The sequence below is a fragment of the Bacillus cereus group sp. BfR-BA-01311 genome (assembly GCF_022664295.1).
Classification (GTDB): Bacteria; Bacillota; Bacilli; order Bacillales; family Bacillaceae_G; genus Bacillus_A; species Bacillus_A cereus.
The window spans coordinates 754,860-772,862 of the sequence record NZ_JAKUHC010000001.1 but is presented as its reverse complement, the minus strand read 5'-3'; the positions used below and the strand labels follow the sequence as shown (position 1 = coordinate 772,862).

Sequence of the window (18,003 nt, the reverse complement as noted above, 5' to 3'; positions counted from 1 at the left end):
TTACTCTTCGTTGTTTAAACGCCCTGTAATTGCTTCTTTAGCAACTTCACGATCATCGAAATGATGAACTTCTTTACCAATAATTTGATACGTTTCATGCCCCTTACCAGCAATAATAATGATATCATCTGCTTTCGCTTTAGCGATTGCATGGTGTATTGCTTCTTTTCTATCAATGATCATTTCATAATTTTTCCCGCTTGCACCATGTACCATATCATCTAAAATAGCCGCTGGATCTTCACTTCTTGGATTATCTGATGTATAAATTGCATGAGTTGCATATTTTGTTGCAACACTTGCCATTATCGGTCTCTTCGTTCGGTCCCTATCGCCACCACAACCAACGATACAATACACATCACCTTTTGCAAATTGTTTGGCAGTTTTTAATACATTTTCTAAACTATCTGGCGTATGTGCGTAATCAACAATAACTGTATAATTTTGCCCTCCATCAACAACTTCAAAACGTCCTGGAACCCCAGCTAAATCCTTTATAACAGCAATGATTGTTTCTAATTTCACACCCGAAACAAGTCCTGCTGCTGTTGCTGCAAGTACGTTATATACATTAAATTTACCTATTAATTTCATCGTAACATTTACACTTTCATATGGTGTGACAAGCGTAAATGTAGTCCCGCCACTCGTCATAACGATATTTTTTGCCATAATATCACTTGTTGTATCAATACCATATGTTACAACTGTTGCTGCAGTACTTCTCATATACTCTTCTGTTACATTATCATCGCTATTCAGCACAGCGTACTTTTCACGATTATGATTATAACTATTGCCAAGCTGTGCAAATAGTAACCCTTTTGCATGTTTATATTCTTCCATCGTTTTATGATAGTCTAAATGATCTTGTGTTAAATTCGTAAACACCGCTACATCATAATCACATCCGTGTACACGACCAAGATCTAACGCATGTGACGAAACTTCCATTACCGTGCTGTCCACACCTTGTTCAACCATTTTTGAAAACGTCTGTTGAAGTGTTAGTGCATCTGGTGTTGTATTTTTCACCTCAAATGTTTCATCACCGATTTTCATATTAATCGTTCCAATTAGCCCTGTTTTATGACCATGTGCTCGCATAATCTCATCCATAATATGCGATGTTGTTGTCTTTCCATTTGTACCTGTAATTCCGATTAAATGTAACTTGTGTGTCGGTTGACCATAAAAATAATCAGCTAAAACCGCTAACGAACGAAAAGTATTTTTCACAAGTACAACTGGAACGTCAACATCAATTGGTCTTTCCGCAACAATAGCAGCCGCTCCTTGTGCCGCTGCTTGCTTAGCAAAATCATGGCTATCAACCGTATATCCTTTCATACATACAAATAAGCTTCCCTCTTTCACTTTACGTGAATCAGCTTCTATAGATGTGATTTCTGGATTTTCTTTTGGAACAACTGGAAAATCATGCAAACATGATACAAGTGTATGCAACTTCATTTCACTAAACCCTCTCTACATTGTTTATTTATCTTTTTTCAGTAAGCAACACATTACCTCCTATATAAGGAGGTAAGTGCTACTGACCTATTTATGAATGAGACACTTACTGTCTCAAATTAAGTAACTGTTCTATAAAGAACTCACTTCCACCAATTGTACCATAAAACGTACTATGTTACCTTTAATTCCCGAAGTAAATTCTAATTTTTGAGCCTTCTTTTACTTTAGCTCCCGCTTCTGGTGATTGTTTAATTACTTTCTCTCCATCTCCACTTATATCAAGCTTCAAATCGACGAGTTGTGTTTGTAAGTCTTTCTTTTTCATTCCAATTAAATTCGGAACTTCCACAGTTGGTGTATCGCCCCATTTATATTCTTTCTCAACTTGTTCTTTTCTCGGTTTCACTCCCATAACAGGAAGCGCATCTCGAAGGATATTCCCGACAATCGGAGCTGCTACCACTCCACCAAACTGTGTAACCCCTTTTGGATTATCAACAGCAACATACACAACAATCTCTGGATCATCCGCTGGAGCAAATCCGATAAAAGATACTATATAATTATTCTCTAAATATTTACCATCTTTCACCTTTTGAGCAGTACCCGTTTTTCCACCTACACGATATCCATCAATATAAGCACCTTTACCAGAACCTTTCGCTACAACATTCTCTAATGCATAACGAACTTTTTCTGAAGTTTCCTTGGAAATAACTTTTCTTTTCTCAACAGGTGTCTTTTTACTAACAACTTGATTATTTTTCGGATCAATAAACTCCTTAGCTATATACGGCTGATACAATGTTCCACCATTTACAGCCGCCGCTACAGCTGCTACTTGTTGAATCGGTGTAACAGAAACCCCTTGGCCGAATGAAGTTGTTGCTTGCTCTACTGGACCAACTTTATCTAAATTAAATAAAATCCCACTGCCTTCACCTTGCAAGTCAATTCCAGTCTTCTGCCCAAAACCAAAATTACGAATGTATTTAAATAATCGGTCTTTACCAAGGCGATCACCAAGTTCAATAAATCCCGGGTTACATGAGTTTTGAACGACTTCTAAAAACGTTTGACTGCCATGACCTCCTGCTTTCCAGCATTTCAATCTAGCTCCACCTACTTCAGCTGCTCCATCATCATAAAACGTATCCTTCTCTAAGTCTACTAAATTTTCATTCAATGCTGCAGCTAATGTAATGATCTTAAATGTTGAACCAGGCTCATACGTACTCCATACAGGTAGATTTCTGTTATACACTTCTGGAGAGACACTTTGAAAATCCGCTGGGTCAAAACTCGGTCGACTAGACATACCTAAAATTTCACCATTTTTAGGATTCATTGCAATCGCAATCATACCGTCAGGATTATAAGTTGACTCCGCAATATTCATTTCTCTTTCCATAATCCTTGTAATACGCGCATCGATTGTTAATCCTAAATTTAAACCAGCTTCTGGCTTTTTGAAATCATCACCAACATTAGGCATCCTTTGTCCTTTCGCATCTGCAAAAAAACGCACATGACCTTTGTCCCCATTTAGCTCTTTATCATAATATTTTTCTAGTCCCATAAGACCTTGGTTATCGCTACCTGCAAAACCTAATACATGTGATAAAAAGTTTCCAAATGGATAGTACCGGATAGAATCCTCTGCGATATACACGCCCTTCAAACTTAATCCTCGTACTTCTTTCGCTTTGTCATGTGATATTTTCCTTCCGCCTTTATCTAACCTTACAATCGATTCTTTTTTTGTAATCCTTTTATAAATCTCATCTTTTTCCACACCTAATACTGCAGCTAACTTCTCTGCAGTCTCTGCTGGTTTTTCAATTTGCCTCGGTACAACAAAGACAGTTGGAGCACTTTTATTCGTGGCAAGTTCCACACCATTTCGGTCTAAAATTTTCCCACGTTCGGGTTCAAAAGTAATATTACGACTCCATGAATCTTTCGCACGATCCGTTAACATATTCCCAAGAAAAAATTGCACATATCCAAGACGAATATCGATAATAGTGAAAATAAGTATACCTGATATAAGTATAAAAATAAGTCGTTTTCTAACTGTTACATTTGATACACGCATATCGGAACAAGCCTCCCTTACGCCTAGCTTGTTCCAATATATGCTTGTACTTATTTAATTAGAACTTATTCTCTTTTACCATTACGGCTTTTCTGCTTCTTGCTGTGGTTCGAGTGGCGGTACGAGTGTGACACCTAATTCTGTACCAGGTTGTAATAATGTTCCTTCCGCCACACTTTGTTCTGTTACGTATCCTGTACCAGAAGGTTTCAAGTTAAGCTGTAATGTCTTCGCTAAATTCATAACATCACGCAGTGCCCATCCTTGTATATTTGGCATTGTAGGCTTATCTCCTACCAAGAAGACTCGGTCGCCTTTTAATGTTTGTTCAGTCGCTTTTGGTACTTGTTGCTGTACTTTCCCTTCACCTAGTACGATTGGACGAAGTTTTGCTTTATCAATCGCTTTCCCCGCTTCAGCCATCGTTTTACCAGTTACATCTGGAACAGTAGTTTGTTGTTCTTTCAGATGTTTTTTCGGATCTTTCACTTCATTTGGCTTAATCTTTAAATACTCTAAACTATTTTTTGTTACATATTTAAAAATATCAGCTAAAGGTTGTGCGCCGTTCTCATCATCTTTTAATTTCGGCTGTTTAACAGCTACATACACGACAAGTTGTGGATCGTCCATTGGTGCCATACCTAAGAATGAGAATATATAATTCTGTCTTCCTGTCATATAGCCGCCTTTTCCATCCGGAATTTGCGCTGTACCTGTTTTACCACCAACTGAATATCCATCAATTTTATAAGCTGTCCCTGTACCTTTCGGAGATGTAACAACACGTTCTAATAACTGTCTTACTTGCGCTGCTGTTTCCTTTGTAACAGGTTTTCCTACTTCTTCTGGCTTATGTTCTAATTTTACTTTGTCTGTTATCGGATCTACAATTTTATCAATTGCATAAGGTTTCATCATTTTCCCATCATTTGCAATGGCCGTTGCAGCTTGTACAAGCTGAATTGGTGTTACAGTGGAACCTTGTCCAAAAGCTGTTGTCACTTGTTGTATTTGCTGATCAAATAAAATTGTATTCGATCCTTCACCTGATAAATCAATGTTCGTTTTTTCATCTAATCCAAAACTATGAATATATTTTCGGAAACGTTCTGGACCAAGTTTTTGATCTCCTAAAATTGCAAACGCTACGTTTGAAGAACGCTCTACCCCTTCATCAAACGTGATAGAGCCCCAACCAGCACCGCCATTATGATCTTTTATTTTCCTATTTCCGACTTGATATGTCCCGGATTGATAATAATCTTGTCCTTTGTACACACCTTCATTAATAGCTGCCGCTAACGTAAAAATTTTCATTGTCGATCCAGGTTCAAATGCATTGGCAATCGCGTCATTGAAGAAATATTTAATTTGGCGATCATTAGGGTCATAACTAGGTTTAGTAGACATCGCTAATATTTTCCCAGTTTTCGGATCTGCAACAATCCCTATTAAACTTTCTGGCTCATATTGCTTACTTGCTGCTTTCATCGCGTCTTCTAAATAACTTTGGACACGTTGATCAATTGTTAAATAAGCATTATCTCCATTTTTAGGTGCCTTTACATTAACTTTTCCCCCATCAAGGGACACACCTTTACGATCACCTGTATATGCTACTTCTCCGTTCGAAGCACTTAAGTATTTATCCAAGCTTTTCTCTATGCCAAATTGACCTACCGAGGTTCCATTCTCATTTGGTTTTGCATGACCTATAACGTAAGATGCAAAATCACCGTTTGGATACACCCTTGCATTTTCTGTAATAAAAGATATTCCCGGCAACTTCAACGCTTCTATTTGTTCCTTCTTTTCTTTCGTCAAATCCTTGCCTAACGTTCCAAATTCGACTTGACTTCTACCTTCCTTGTTTAAAGAAGCTAAAATATCCTCTTCGCCTTTTCCAAGTACTCCTGCAATTTTCTTTGCAGTATCTTCTTTATTCTCAACTGAGTTAGCACCTTTTAGTGCAGCTACCATTTTGTAAGAGTTTGCGTCTTGCGCTAACACATGACCGTTTTGATCATAAATGGTTCCTCGGTTCGCTTCAAGAACTCCTTTTTTACTATGCTTTTGTTTAGCAAGTGCATCTAAATCCTGATTATGAACGGTTCCTGTTGATTGTATGTAAAAAAATCGGGCTAATAACAGCAAAAAGAGCAGGAGGAAAAATATCATAAAATAACCTGCTCCCTTATTGGTATGAAATTTAGTCATATTCTTCTTCATCGTTCCTTCACACCTATTGCCTTATTTGAGGCCTTTCACATTATTCGCATTAATTTCTAGCCCATGTTTTTTTGCAACTTCAGCGATTCGTTCATAGCGACTTAACTTCTCTACTTCAGCTTGTAATTCTTGATTTTCTTTTTGCTGCTGTACAATTTTTTCTTCTATCGTCGCTGCTTCTACATTAACTTGATAAAGGCCTGCTTTATTTCCAATAAACGCGACACAGGCATACAATAAAAAGCCAATAAACGCTACATACAACAGTTTTTCGATTCTTGTAATTTTCGCTTTAACCTTCGGCTTAGCCATCTGCTGTGGGGGCGTTTGAATTTGCACCTCTTCTTGCGCTTGTTGTTTGTACTTTACAGCTAAATTAGTCATACCTCTCTCTCCCTTTTATCGTTTTTCAGCGATTCTCAACTTCGCAGAACGCGCACGATTATTTTCTTCTAGCTCTATATCAGAAGGTAAAATTGGTTTTCTTGTAATAAGCTTTAATTTCGGCTTAAATTCATCAGGAATAATCGGTAATCCTGGCGGCAATTGTGGCGTTGTACTATTTCGCTTAAACGTTGTTTTACAAATACGATCTTCTAATGAATGGAATGTTATAACACTAACCCTTCCACCTGGCTTAACCATCTCAATAGCAGATTCCAATGCTTCTTCAAATACTTTTAATTCATCGTTTACAGCTATACGAATTGCCTGAAACACTCGCTTAGCAGGATGCCCACCCGTTCTACGAGCAGGAGCCGGAATACCTTCTTTAATTAGCTCTACTAATTCTCCTGTCGTTTCAATAGCTTTATTCTCACGATAAGCTTCAATTTTTCTTGCAATTTGTTTTGAAAATTTCTCTTCACCGTATTGGAAGAAAATCCTTACAAGTTGTTCATATGACCAGCTATTTACAACATCGTACGCTGTTAATGGGGCATCTTGATCCATCCGCATATCTAGCGGTGCATCATGATGATAACTAAAGCCTCGTTCTGGTGTATCTAATTGTGGGGATGAAACACCTAAATCAAATAAAATACCGTCTACTTCTGTTATACCTATTTCCTGCAGTTTTTCAGCTAAATAACGGAAGTTACTCTTTACTGTTATAAACTGTTCACCGTATGAAGAGAACTTTTCTTTCGCGTTTTGAATCGCTATCTCATCTTGATCAAACGCTATTAATTTTCCACCTTCAGTTAATTGGGATAATAAATAAGAACTATGTCCTCCTCCCCCCAGTGTACAATCTACATATGTACCATCTGGCTTTATATCTAAGCCGTCTACTGTTTCCTTTAAAAGCACTGTTACGTGTTTAAACATTGTTGCACCTACTCTTTTTCCAATTAATTATGTTGAATGTATCCCTTCCTCTAAACACATATTTCACGCTTAGAGAATGAAATAATACGAAAGAACGACTCATTTAACTTACCAACAAAGGCAACATACTATACAAATCGCTATTTTCTTTTATTATATACTAAATTTTATCATCTTTTGCGGGAATTTAAATAAAAAACTGTCGAAAAAGCGAATAATACGTTTACATTTTGTGCTATTTTGTCATATATTTAAGTATCCAACACAATTGCCATATTTAACACTTTTTGATTGATAATTCAGAAAAAAATCACTTCACAGTAAATTCAACGGAATAAAAATAAAATCCTGCTCCAAAGAGCAAGATTTTATAGTTTTATAACATGATGTTTTCCGTCCCAAGAAAAAGGGTTTTCCATTACACGATCAACGAAATCCAAACCAAACTGATTTAAATAATAACATACATTCCACACACGTTCTTGCGGTGCACCTAATGGACGAAGTGCGAATTGTATACGGCGGAATTTATTTAGCTGAACCTCATACTTTTTCTCAACATTTCTTTTCAACATTCTTTCCAGCAGTTCAATTTGTTCATTAATTTTCAATTCGTTTTTCCCTGCAAACGCACCTAACCCTGGCTCTATTTTCTTTACAAATTGCTGTAAAGATGTATGAATATCGGCAATTTCTTTTTTCGCCTTTTCAAAATGATCATCAATCGGTTCCTCTATTTGATTAGACAACCAGTTTTCACGCAATTTATCGACATCATTTAAAAACGGATCACTTTCTCTCAATTGCAAATCAAATAAATCCGTCGCTATATCTCTCTCCACATAAGTAATTGTAAGACGAGGAACGACAGGTGGCATTTGAAAACCGACAGTATGGAATACTTGTTGTAATTCACTCCAATAAGCTAATTCTCCTGGACCTCCAATAAATGCGAGCGTAGGAAATACATACTCTTGCATAAGAGGACGTGTTACAACATTATTACTAAAACGTGCCGGATTTCTCTCCATCTCTTCAATCAACTCTTCGTATGAAAAGGAATGCGCCCCATCCTTTCCAACAAACTTACCTTGTTGATCTTCAAGCAATACTCGTTCATTATCTATTTCCATGAATATATGCACTGCATGAGACTTCGTTTCAATAATCGGTTTGTATCCTAGTTCTTTAATTACTTCTTGCTGATTACGAAGCCCCTCTTGTACCTCTTTATACTTACTTATAATTCGCTTGAAAAATGGAATTTCTAACTTTCTTAATTCAGGATGATGTGAATCAACAAGGATTAAACCAGAATTAGCAAAGATTTTCGTAATAAGATGAGCAAAGAAATCTACATACGTATTCGATTTTTTCAAAGCATCATCAACAAATTTTAATACATCCTTTGTAAAATTTGTTTCTGGGTATGTTTTAAAAATCTCTTCAATCCAATTTCTACAATCTTCAACAGAAAGTTCAGACTCAGAAGCACTCGCCTTTTTCGGATTACGGTCATAAAAAATAGTTTTTTTCATCTTTTTATTTTTCGCTACAAAAGTATGGTTAATCTCATCCATATCATGGTCTTCACCCGCAATCCAGAAGACAGGGACAACTTTAACTCCTAAACTTTCTTCCTTTTCCTTTGCAAGCTGTAAAATTGAAATAACTTTATGAATTGTATAAAGCGGTCCAGTTAATAACCCTGCTTGTTGTCCAGCTATAACAACATATGTATTTTCATCTCCAAGCGCTTTTACATTTTGAAGTGTAGATTCTCCCGCTTGTAATTTTGTATTATATTCTAATAAATGCGCTACTAAATCTCGGCGGAAAAACTCCCTTTCACGCAAATCATGTAAACGTTGTTTAAAAGCATCTTCTGTTAACATATAATCAAAACATGACTGTATCTCTTTTTTACCGTTCATATAGTCCGCTACAACACCTTGTTGCGGAACAGAGATTTCTTTTATCTCCATATAATTCTTCCTTTCGTATCCAGTTCTCTCACCAATCCACATTGTAGTCAATGTTTCACGTAAAAGCAAAGAATAACACTTATACTCTTGTTTCTAACCCTTTTATTGCATCGAACAAAAATTGAAGTGTCGGAACTGGTAGTTGCTGTTTCTTAGCTTCTTCTAATACATATCCAACAATCGCATTAATTTCCGTCTGTCTATTCGCTCTTACATCCGCTAACATAGAGGATGTATTACGAGACGTTCCTTCACACACATTTCGTACCATTTGCCATACCATTTCTTTTTCTCCTCTAATAAGAAATGCGACCTCCTGAAACACTTGCTCCATCATTTGATAAAAAAAACGATTCGTGATTAATTCACCATTCTTAACTCCCAATAGTGCTGTCAATGGATTGATACATACATTTACTACTAATTTTTTGTGCATAATCTCTTCCCAATCCGTTTCTATTTGAACTGGAAAATAAGTAACAGGAAAATAACGGAATATTTTTTTAAAATGTATAGATTGACCACAAACCACTCCAAATTTTGTTACCCCTATCCCAGTATGATGAACGATATGCCCTCCCTCTTTTTTCGCACCATGTTCTACAATACCAACAGCTATATTTTCACTCCCTATTTTCAGCATCTTTTGAAGATGCGACATTCCGTTTTGCAAAAAGATTAATGATGATGCCCCTTCCACAAACGGTAGTACGTCATCTATATGATATTGCTTCACAGAAATAAATATATAATCTAAATTTTGCGCTACCATACTTTCTATCGGTAAAACAGATGGATATACTGTTTCACATCTTCCATCTCTAATACAAGTTACACCTGTTTCATTCAACTCTTCAGCCTGCTTAGCCGTTCTTGTAAACAACGTAACATCTTGGTTACTTTTTTGTAAATAAAATGTATACAATAGACCAATAGCACCTGGTCCGACAATTCCAATTTTCATTTTCACACAAGGGATTCACATTAAGCGCCCTTGCCTCCCCTCCTTTTTATATCTTTTTAAAGTACATGAGCACGCCCTATAATTTCGTTGTCCTCTGCCAAACAAATACACTCTCTTTTTTCGCTATGTATAATACTACCTATTAATACACTTATACTCTTAGTTTAGCAAATCCTCAAAAAAATAATAAAAGAAATATACTATCTTCTTCATAAAAATAAAAAAATGAGTTATACTATTATTGTAAATATTTTTACTTTTCTGCATTCAACAAGATAACAAAAGGATGTGATGTAATGGGATTCCCAAAAGTTGAGCGCTTGCTCATCAATTATAAAACATTAGATGAATTCAAAAAATTTAAAGGGTGCGGAGCCCAGGAACTATCTATGCTGGAAGAATTGCAAGCAAACATCATTGAAAACGACAGTGAATCTCCATTTTATGGCATTTATTATGGTGGATCACTAATCGCACGCATGAGTCTATATATGAAAAGAAACGGCGGAGAACCATTCGAAATTACAGGTCCTTACCTAGAACTTTATAAACTTGAAGTATTACCAACTTTTCAAAAACAAGGATTCGGGCAAATGCTTGTAAATCATGCGAAACAAATGCAATTTCCTATTAAAACGATAGCACGTATTCATTCAGCTGGTTTTTGGGATAAATTAAATTTCACCCCCGTATCAGTAACTGATGGTGATTTTTATATTTGGCATCCAGAAACAAATTTGAATGCGGTTACAAACGAAGAATCCGCTTAAGAAATAAAAAAACAGCTGTATAACAGCTGTTTTTTATTTCTTAAGCTTCTCTAACTTCTCATTCGAGCGAGCATTGTTTCTTTCCGCTACCATTACACTTCTTTTTTGATCGATATAATCAAGTAATGTTCTATACTCTTCTTCATATACTGATAATCGCTCCAGAAGACGCTCTCTTTCTGTTTGTAATGATTCAACTTGTTGTTGCAACACCGTTAAAGAGTTTTCATCTTTATAATTTTGCAAGAAATCAATAACATCATTCAACGTAATTGACGTAGGTTCTAACACCTTTGTCTCTTTCACTTCATAATGTTCTACTTTACGAAGTTGCTTTGCTTCCTCAATACGTTCTTTATATTGCTTTCTTACGTAAGAATTCCATCTAAACCCACATGCTGCTGGTGTACGAGATAAATTTTTCCCCACTTCCTTAAAGGCAGAAAGTTGTGTTCCACCTTCTCGAATATGCCGGAGTACTACTTCTGCCAGAAGCAAATCTTCATCATCAGTCCAAGCATCTTGTCTTGTTGTCGCCATCTCTCTAGTCCTCCCTATGCATTTTTTATTAAGCATATGCAGTTACTAGAAAAGATAGAATACAACAACTAAAGATTAAGGCAAAAAAAATAAACGCAGAAGATATCTTCTGCGTTTATTTTCCCGCAATTACTTGCTGATTACTTCTTTACCTTTGTAAGTACCGCATGCTTTACATACACGGTGAGCTAATTTCGCTTCACCACAGCTTGGGCACTCTACCATACCAGGTACTGATAATTTGAAATGCGTACGACGCTTTCTTTTTACTGTTTTAGAAGTTCTTCTAAAAGGTACAGCCATTCTTCCCACCTCCTTAAAAGAAATAGTTATTTTCATATGAAGGCCTGAACCAGTCTTCCGATTATTTGTCAAAAAACTTTGCAAGTCCTGCCAATCTTGGATCAACAGTCTTTTCTTTGTCTTCTTCCGAAATCACTTGCCAGTCTTGACCTTGCGTCGGTGCTCCACCAGAAACATCATCACTGAAAATTTGCATTGGAATCTCCAAAAGTATATTTTCCTTGATTACGGGCAGTAAGTCAAGTACTTCTCCTTCTAAAGAATGAATTTCAGCTTCAGTTTCAAATTCTTCTTGTGAAGTTTGGAACACCTCAGTTGTTTTAATGTCAAATGGTAATGTCACATCTACTAAAGAGCGAGAACATGGTAAAACCATGCTTCCAGTTATATGTAGATGAAACGTAAACTTACCGGAGCCAAAATCAACTCTTCCCGTTACATGAACAGGATTAATTTCACGAATATCTTTCTCGACCTCTTTTAGCTCACTTACATCTACCATCTCATCCAATGTCAATCCTTTATTTCTCAATTTATTCAATTGATGGATGGACCATTTCATATCATATCACCTCAAGGCAACAAACAAAATTATAGCTAGCCATTTTATATTTGTCAATGTTTTTTCTTTACACTATAATGAAGTCATCATAGTAAATAATATATAGAGTATCACGTTTTTCAAAAAGATGCTACATCGAAAGGAGAGATTACCATAAAAGCTGGTGGTATTGTTGTTGAATATAACCCTTTTCATAACGGTCATCTTTATCATGTGCAACAGACAAAAAAGTTAACACAATCCGATATAATAATTGCCGTTATGAGTGGTCCTTTTTTACAGCGTGGTGAGCCCGCACTCATTTCCAAATGGTATCGCACTAAAATGGCCTTAGCAAACGGCGTAGACCTTGTTGTAGAGCTTCCATACGTCTTTGCAACACAAAAGGCTGAAACCTTCGCAAATGGTGCTATTTCCATTTTAAATGCCCTACGTGTTTCCGAAATTTGTTTCGGTAGTGAGGATGGACAAATCGAAAATTTTTATAATACCATCTCCATACAAAAAAACGAAGAAGAGACTTTTAACTGCCTTGTAAAACAATTCATGGACGCTGGTAATAGTTATGCAAAAGCAACATCGGATGCTTTCTCACACATTTTAACATCTGAAAAAAACATAGATATGTCACAACCAAATAATATTTTAGGCTTCCAATATATGAAAGCAATTCTGTCACAAAATAGCTCTATACAAGCTCAAACTATAAAAAGATTTGCCTCTCATTATCATGATGAAACATTTAATGACCAACATATTGCAAGCGCGACAAGCATCCGAAAACAACTCTTTAGCGAAGAAGGATCATTTACAACAATTGAACCTTTTCTCCCACAGGCAACCACTTCGCTTTTAGCAAATTACAAACAAAACTACGGGATATTACATAATTGGGAACAATACTTTTCATTTTTTAAATATAGACTCATGACGATGTCTCCAGGGGACTTACGACATATATATGAAATAGAAGAAGGTTTAGAGCATCGTATTTTATCAAAAATACAAAACAGTTCCTCCTTCTATTCATTCATGGAAGCATTAAAAACAAAACGTTATACATGGACTAGATTACAAAGAGCTTGTACACACATTTTAACAAACACAACAAAAGAGGATATACGTAGTGCAAATATAGAACAACACGCACCATATATTCGCCTGCTAGGCATGTCACAAAAAGGACAAACTTACCTTTCAAAAAATAAGAAAAAAATCGAACTTCCAATCCTTACTCATACAAAAACATTCGACCATGCCGCTTTAGATATAGAGAAAAAAGCAAACTCTGTATATTTCTCCATCATGCACGAACCGTTACGCACACAACTATTAAAACAGGATATAACACACCATCCTATTCGCTATGATGAAACAACTACAAAATTCCTATAAAAAACCTCTCTATTTCAGAGAGGTTTTTTCCTTATCCATCTTTTCTAAATATGTTAACGCATCATCCAGCGTATCCACTGGTACAATTTTCATTTTTGTTTTAATATCCTTTGCAGTCTCAAGTGCATCTTTATAGTTCGATTTCTCCGCACCTTTTTCATTTGGCGCAAAGAACACTTCAGCCCCAGCATCGCTAGCAGCCACCACTTTTTGATTTATACCACCAATCGGGCCCACTTCTCCTTTTTCATTAATTGTACCTGTTCCAGCTATTTCATGTCCTTTCGTTAAGTCTTCTTCCACAAGTTGATTATATATTTCTAATGTGAACATTAAACCTGCGGATGGTCCACCAATTTCATTAGAATTAATTTTCACTTTCGGATCGACCACTAGTTCTCTTTCCGTAACGATAGAAACACCTATACCGACACGTCCATTCCCATTAGGAATCGTCTTTACATTTAAATTCTCTTTCAATTGTTTTCCATTTCTCATGTACTCAATACTTACAGCATCATTTTCTTTTTTCCCTGTCATATATTCAATAAATTGCTCCGTCTTTTCAAATGTTTTTCCGTCAACAGCTATAATAACATCACCAAGCTTAAGCTTTCCTTCTGACGGCATTCCTTTTGCCACACCAGCAACTAATACACCTTTATTTTCAAAAGATACTGAGCGATTTGCACGTTTATATGCATTATAAATCGCTGCATTTTGTGAATCTTTCATCGCATAATTTTGGCGAAATTGATATTCTTCATCACTCTCACCTTTTTGCAATATTTCTTCCGCTTTCGAAATATGTGTATATTTATTAAACTGTGCCGCTATTAAATTCACCACATTTGCTGGTCCCATTGAAACCGTAACAAGCATAAAATCACCAGATTCTTTCGTTCCACCCTCAACTTGAACATAAGGCTCTAATTTGGCAGCCATTCCTGGTTTTGTTATATAATACGGTAAACGTACGTAAACAAGTAACATCGCCAATATAACCCCTATTAAGATTGCATATATAAACCGAAAACGCTTAAACATTATGTTTCTCCTTCCACTGCTCAATTAATAAATAAATATTTGAAATATGTTTTTCTGCTTCTACTTCTCCAACTCGAATAATGTCTTCAATGTTTGTAAAAGCACGTGAACTAAATTGCTCTACAGCTGGTCGCATCATTAAATCCGATGCAATTTGCCGATTCATTACAAGCTCATGCTGCATAATTTCAATACTTTGCATGATTACGTCATAAATGGACGTAACATCGCCATTTACCTTAATTGGAGATACATCAACAGCGATAACAATATCGGCCCCTAACTCTTTCACAACCGATACTGGGATGCGATCAATGACTCCACCATCCACTAATAATCTTCCATCTATTTTTTCTGGTACAAACACTCCAGGAACAGATATGCTAGCCCTCACCGCATCTGCAACTGGCCCACTTGTAAAAACCACTTTTTCCCCCTTCAATATGTCAGTAGCCACAACAGCCGTCGGGATATCTAACTCTTCTAAATTTTTATTATATGTAAACATTTTAATCATATCTTTGACACGTTTTCCAGCAATAAATCCCATTTTCGGTACCGTGAAATCTAAATAATACTTCCGCTTAAAAACAGATGCCAATTTATACAATCTTTCAACGTTACTACTTGCCGCATAAAACGTACCTATTAGCGCCCCCATACTACTTCCTGCAATCATGTGAATAGGGATACCCGCTTCCCTTAAAACCTTTATTACACCAATATGAGCAAACCCTTTCGCTCCTCCAGACCCAAGTGCTAAACCAATCTTTGGTTCTTTCATTTTTCTCACCCTTTAATTTTTTTCATTCCTTTTTCATACTTATGGTCTAAATTCACTACGTATCCACGTATACTGAAATGAACGTTTTTTGGGACAAAGGGGGATTTACTTACATGTATGAAAAATGGAAAACCGCTTTCCTTACCATATCAACGCTATTTTTAACCTTTTCTCTTGTACTCCACCCCCAAGCCGCTTTGCAAGCTTCTATTCGCGGGTTAAATATATGGTGGGAAGTTGTATTCCCTTCACTACTACCGTTTTTCATCATTGCGGAACTTCTAATTAGTATCGGTGTTGTAAAATTTATTGGCGTTATATTAGAACCACTCATGCGCCCACTTTTTCGCGTTCCAGGGATAGGCGGATTTGTTTGGGCGATGGGAATGGCTTCTGGTTTCCCTGCAGGCGCCAAATTAAGCGCTAGACTACGAAAAAGCAATCTTTTAACTCAGATTGAAGCGGAGCGCCTCGTTTCTTTCACAAATTCTTCTAATCCACTTTTTATTTTCGGTGCTGTGTCTATCGGTTTTTTTAATAATCCGAAATTAGGAATTATATTAGCCGCTGCCCATTATTTCAGTAACTTTGCTGTCGGATTAATTATGCGTTTTTACGGCGATAATACCGCTTACAAAATTAATACACACACTACAAAAAAACGTCGCTTTCAAAACCCTTTTTTAATCCTTCACGAGACACGCTTACAAGAAAAAAGACCAATTGGTAAATTACTTGGGGATGCCATTGTTTCTTCTATTCAAACATTACTTATGATTGGCGGATTTATTATTTTATTCTCTGTGTTAAATAAAATGATTACTGTATTTCACATTACAGCAGCTCTTTCTTTTATTATGCAACATATTTTATCATTCTTCCAACTAAGTACAGATTTTAGTATACCTATATTATCAGGTATTTTCGAAATGACACTCGGAAGCCAAATGATTAGTCAAATAAATGAAACACCGCTCTTACAACAAGCTATGGTAACGAGCTTCATTTTAGCATTTAGTGGTCTTTCTATTCAGGCACAAGTTGCTAGCATATTAGCTGAAACAGATATCCGATTTAAACCCTATTTTTTCGCACGAATTATTCAAAGTATTCTTGCCCCTATTTTTACATTTGTATTTTGGACACCATTTTATGAGAAAGTGAGTTCTTTCTCGCCTATGCCAAAAGATATTCCTGTATTTTTATCCGAACATCCTTCTATACTACATGAAATTTGGACATCTTTTATACATTATGGACCAATTTTCACATTATTTTGTCTATACTTATATGTTATTTTATTATTTTTGCGCACATATAAAGAAAAACCCCGTTCACTTTAACGGGGTTTGAAACTTTTCTTTTAAAGCACGTTCTACAATAGGAGGTACAAGATCTACTACACTTCCTCCATACCTCGCAACTTCTTTTACAATACTCGAGCTTAAAAATGAATATTGATTGTTTGTCATAATAAAAAATGTTTCAATATTTTCATCTAATTTTCGATTCATAGAAGTAATTTGCATCTCATATTCAAAATCAGAAACTGCTCGTAAACCACGTAATATTGCATTTGCATTACGCATTTTTGCATACTCTACTAATAGCCCACTATGTGAATCTACTTTTACATTCGGGATATCCTTTGTCGCTTCTCGAATTAATTCTAATCGCTCTTCAACTGAAAAGAATGGTTTTTTTGATGAATTGTTTAAAACGACTACGTACACCTCATCAAATACTTTTGCTCCCCTTTTAATAATATCCAGATGCCCAAGGGTAATTGGATCAAAACTTCCTGAAGAAATAGCTATACTTGTCATTCTGTCCCCTCACCTTCATACTTATAAATCGATATTGCAGTAATCCCATAATTCTCAGCTCGTACTTTTACAAGCCTTCCTATTGAATTAGGTAAAACTACATCATTACCATGCTCTGCCATAATTAATCCATCACTATGTAGCAATCCATGTTGATCCATTATACTAATTAAAGATACAATTTTTTGCTCTTTATATGGAGGATCTATCAATATAAGATCGAATGACATTTCACGTTTTATTAGCGCCTTTACTGCACGTTCAGCATCATTTCGATATACTTCAGCTTGTTCCTGTACTCTACAACTTTCTAAATTTTGATGAATTACTTTTATCGCTTTACTATCCCGATCAACAAAAATTGCTTTATCAATCCCTCTGCTCAAAGCCTCAATTCCAAGACCACCACTACCACCAAATAAATCAAGGGCGATACCACCATCAAAATAAGGACCTATCATATTAAAAATAGATTCTTTTACTTTATCTGTCGTTGGACGTGTTGTATTACCAGGAACCGCTTTAAGTGGGTGTCCTTTACATTTTCCTGAAACTACTCTCATCTGTTGTCACTACCTTTATTTCAATCTATCGAGCGATTATAGAAAGGCATTCCCACTTCGGTAACCGTTAACAAACCACATTCACCTAACTATAGGAAAACTCTGCCTCAAATAACCTCTCGT

Annotated in this window: 17 protein-coding genes; 3 read left to right on the top strand and 14 right to left on the bottom strand. The window is 36.1% G+C overall.

Going from position 1 to position 18,003, the window contains the following annotated elements:
- The 7 genes from murE to panE all read right to left on the bottom strand — a co-directional run bounded on the left by murE (position 1) and on the right by panE (position 10,090).
- Entirely contained in the window at positions 1 to 1,476 is a 1,476-nt protein-coding gene (gene murE, locus MR136_RS04200) for a UDP-N-acetylmuramoyl-L-alanyl-D-glutamate--2,6-diaminopimelate ligase (RefSeq protein ID WP_000766313.1), read from the bottom strand.
- Positions 1,477 to 1,660: 184 nt separating this feature from the next.
- Complete coding sequence (locus tag MR136_RS04195) at positions 1,661 to 3,577, bottom strand: stage V sporulation protein D (protein WP_001266234.1); 1,917 nt, start codon at positions 3,575 to 3,577, stop codon at positions 1,661 to 1,663.
- Between the two features lie 81 nt (positions 3,578 to 3,658).
- Entirely contained in the window at positions 3,659 to 5,809 is a 2,151-nt protein-coding gene (locus tag MR136_RS04190; RefSeq protein ID WP_000739960.1) for a penicillin-binding protein, read from the bottom strand.
- 21 nt (positions 5,810 to 5,830) lie between these two features.
- Positions 5,831 to 6,193 carry a cell division protein FtsL gene (ftsL, locus tag MR136_RS04185; protein ID WP_000182804.1) on the bottom strand — a complete coding sequence of 121 codons (363 nt, stop codon included), beginning with the start codon at positions 6,191 to 6,193 and terminating at the stop codon, positions 5,831 to 5,833.
- A 15-nt stretch (positions 6,194 to 6,208) separates the two neighbouring features.
- Positions 6,209 to 7,141 (bottom strand): 16S rRNA (cytosine(1402)-N(4))-methyltransferase RsmH, encoded by a 933-nt coding sequence (gene rsmH, locus MR136_RS04180; RefSeq protein ID WP_000472508.1) that lies wholly within the window; start codon positions 7,139 to 7,141, stop codon positions 6,209 to 6,211.
- A 368-nt stretch (positions 7,142 to 7,509) separates the two neighbouring features.
- Positions 7,510 to 9,126, bottom strand: coding sequence for a bacillithiol biosynthesis cysteine-adding enzyme BshC (gene bshC / locus MR136_RS04175; RefSeq protein WP_098770766.1), 1,617 nt, complete (start codon positions 9,124 to 9,126; stop codon positions 7,510 to 7,512).
- A 79-nt stretch (positions 9,127 to 9,205) separates the two neighbouring features.
- Entirely contained in the window at positions 9,206 to 10,090 is an 885-nt protein-coding gene (panE, locus tag MR136_RS04170; RefSeq protein WP_002182931.1) for a 2-dehydropantoate 2-reductase, read from the bottom strand.
- A gap of 296 nt (positions 10,091 to 10,386) precedes the next feature.
- Between panE and MR136_RS04165 the strand changes: the two genes are divergently transcribed.
- Positions 10,387 to 10,860, top strand: coding sequence for an N-acetyltransferase (locus tag MR136_RS04165; RefSeq protein WP_000506696.1), 474 nt, complete (start codon positions 10,387 to 10,389; stop codon positions 10,858 to 10,860).
- 33 nt (positions 10,861 to 10,893) lie between these two features.
- On the opposite strand, the gene MR136_RS04160 is transcribed toward MR136_RS04165, so the two are convergent.
- The 3 genes from MR136_RS04160 to MR136_RS04150 all read right to left on the bottom strand — a co-directional run bounded on the left by MR136_RS04160 (position 10,894) and on the right by MR136_RS04150 (position 12,265).
- Entirely contained in the window at positions 10,894 to 11,400 is a 507-nt protein-coding gene (locus MR136_RS04160) for an RsfA family transcriptional regulator (protein ID WP_000246467.1), read from the bottom strand.
- Between the two features lie 129 nt (positions 11,401 to 11,529).
- Positions 11,530 to 11,703 (bottom strand): 50S ribosomal protein L32, encoded by a 174-nt coding sequence (gene rpmF, locus MR136_RS04155; protein WP_001984764.1) that lies wholly within the window; start codon positions 11,701 to 11,703, stop codon positions 11,530 to 11,532.
- 61 nt (positions 11,704 to 11,764) lie between these two features.
- On the bottom strand, positions 11,765 to 12,265 hold the full coding sequence (locus MR136_RS04150) for a YceD family protein (protein ID WP_000872149.1): 501 nt from the start codon (positions 12,263 to 12,265) through the stop codon (positions 11,765 to 11,767).
- A 213-nt stretch (positions 12,266 to 12,478) separates the two neighbouring features.
- On the opposite strand from MR136_RS04150, the gene MR136_RS04145 reads away from it, so the two are divergent.
- Positions 12,479 to 13,660, top strand: coding sequence for a nucleotidyltransferase (locus MR136_RS04145; protein WP_002182932.1), 1,182 nt, complete (start codon positions 12,479 to 12,481; stop codon positions 13,658 to 13,660).
- A gap of 9 nt (positions 13,661 to 13,669) precedes the next feature.
- On the opposite strand, the gene MR136_RS04140 is transcribed toward MR136_RS04145, so the two are convergent.
- Complete coding sequence (locus tag MR136_RS04140) at positions 13,670 to 14,707, bottom strand: SepM family pheromone-processing serine protease (protein WP_000476281.1); 1,038 nt, start codon at positions 14,705 to 14,707, stop codon at positions 13,670 to 13,672.
- The gene (locus tag MR136_RS04135; protein ID WP_000662588.1) at positions 14,700 to 15,491 is read right to left on the bottom strand and encodes a patatin-like phospholipase family protein; all 792 of its coding nucleotides are present in this window, start codon (positions 15,489 to 15,491) and stop codon (positions 14,700 to 14,702) included. Before MR136_RS04135 ends, MR136_RS04140 begins: the two co-directional genes overlap by 8 nt.
- Before the next feature lie 113 nt (positions 15,492 to 15,604).
- On the opposite strand from MR136_RS04135, the gene ylbJ reads away from it, so the two are divergent.
- On the top strand, positions 15,605 to 16,834 hold the full coding sequence (ylbJ, locus tag MR136_RS04130) for a sporulation integral membrane protein YlbJ (RefSeq protein ID WP_000273082.1): 1,230 nt from the start codon (positions 15,605 to 15,607) through the stop codon (positions 16,832 to 16,834).
- Here ylbJ and coaD read toward each other — a convergent pair.
- Together coaD and rsmD are read right to left on the bottom strand one after the other, a co-directional pair.
- Entirely contained in the window at positions 16,826 to 17,317 is a 492-nt protein-coding gene (coaD, locus tag MR136_RS04125; protein ID WP_000200601.1) for a pantetheine-phosphate adenylyltransferase, read from the bottom strand. The two genes, ylbJ and coaD, sit on opposite strands and share 9 nt — an antisense overlap.
- Complete coding sequence (gene rsmD / locus MR136_RS04120; protein ID WP_001266978.1) at positions 17,314 to 17,880, bottom strand: 16S rRNA (guanine(966)-N(2))-methyltransferase RsmD; 567 nt, start codon at positions 17,878 to 17,880, stop codon at positions 17,314 to 17,316. The genes coaD and rsmD overlap by 4 nt, the downstream gene beginning before the upstream one ends.
- Positions 17,881 to 18,003 lie beyond the last annotated feature (123 nt).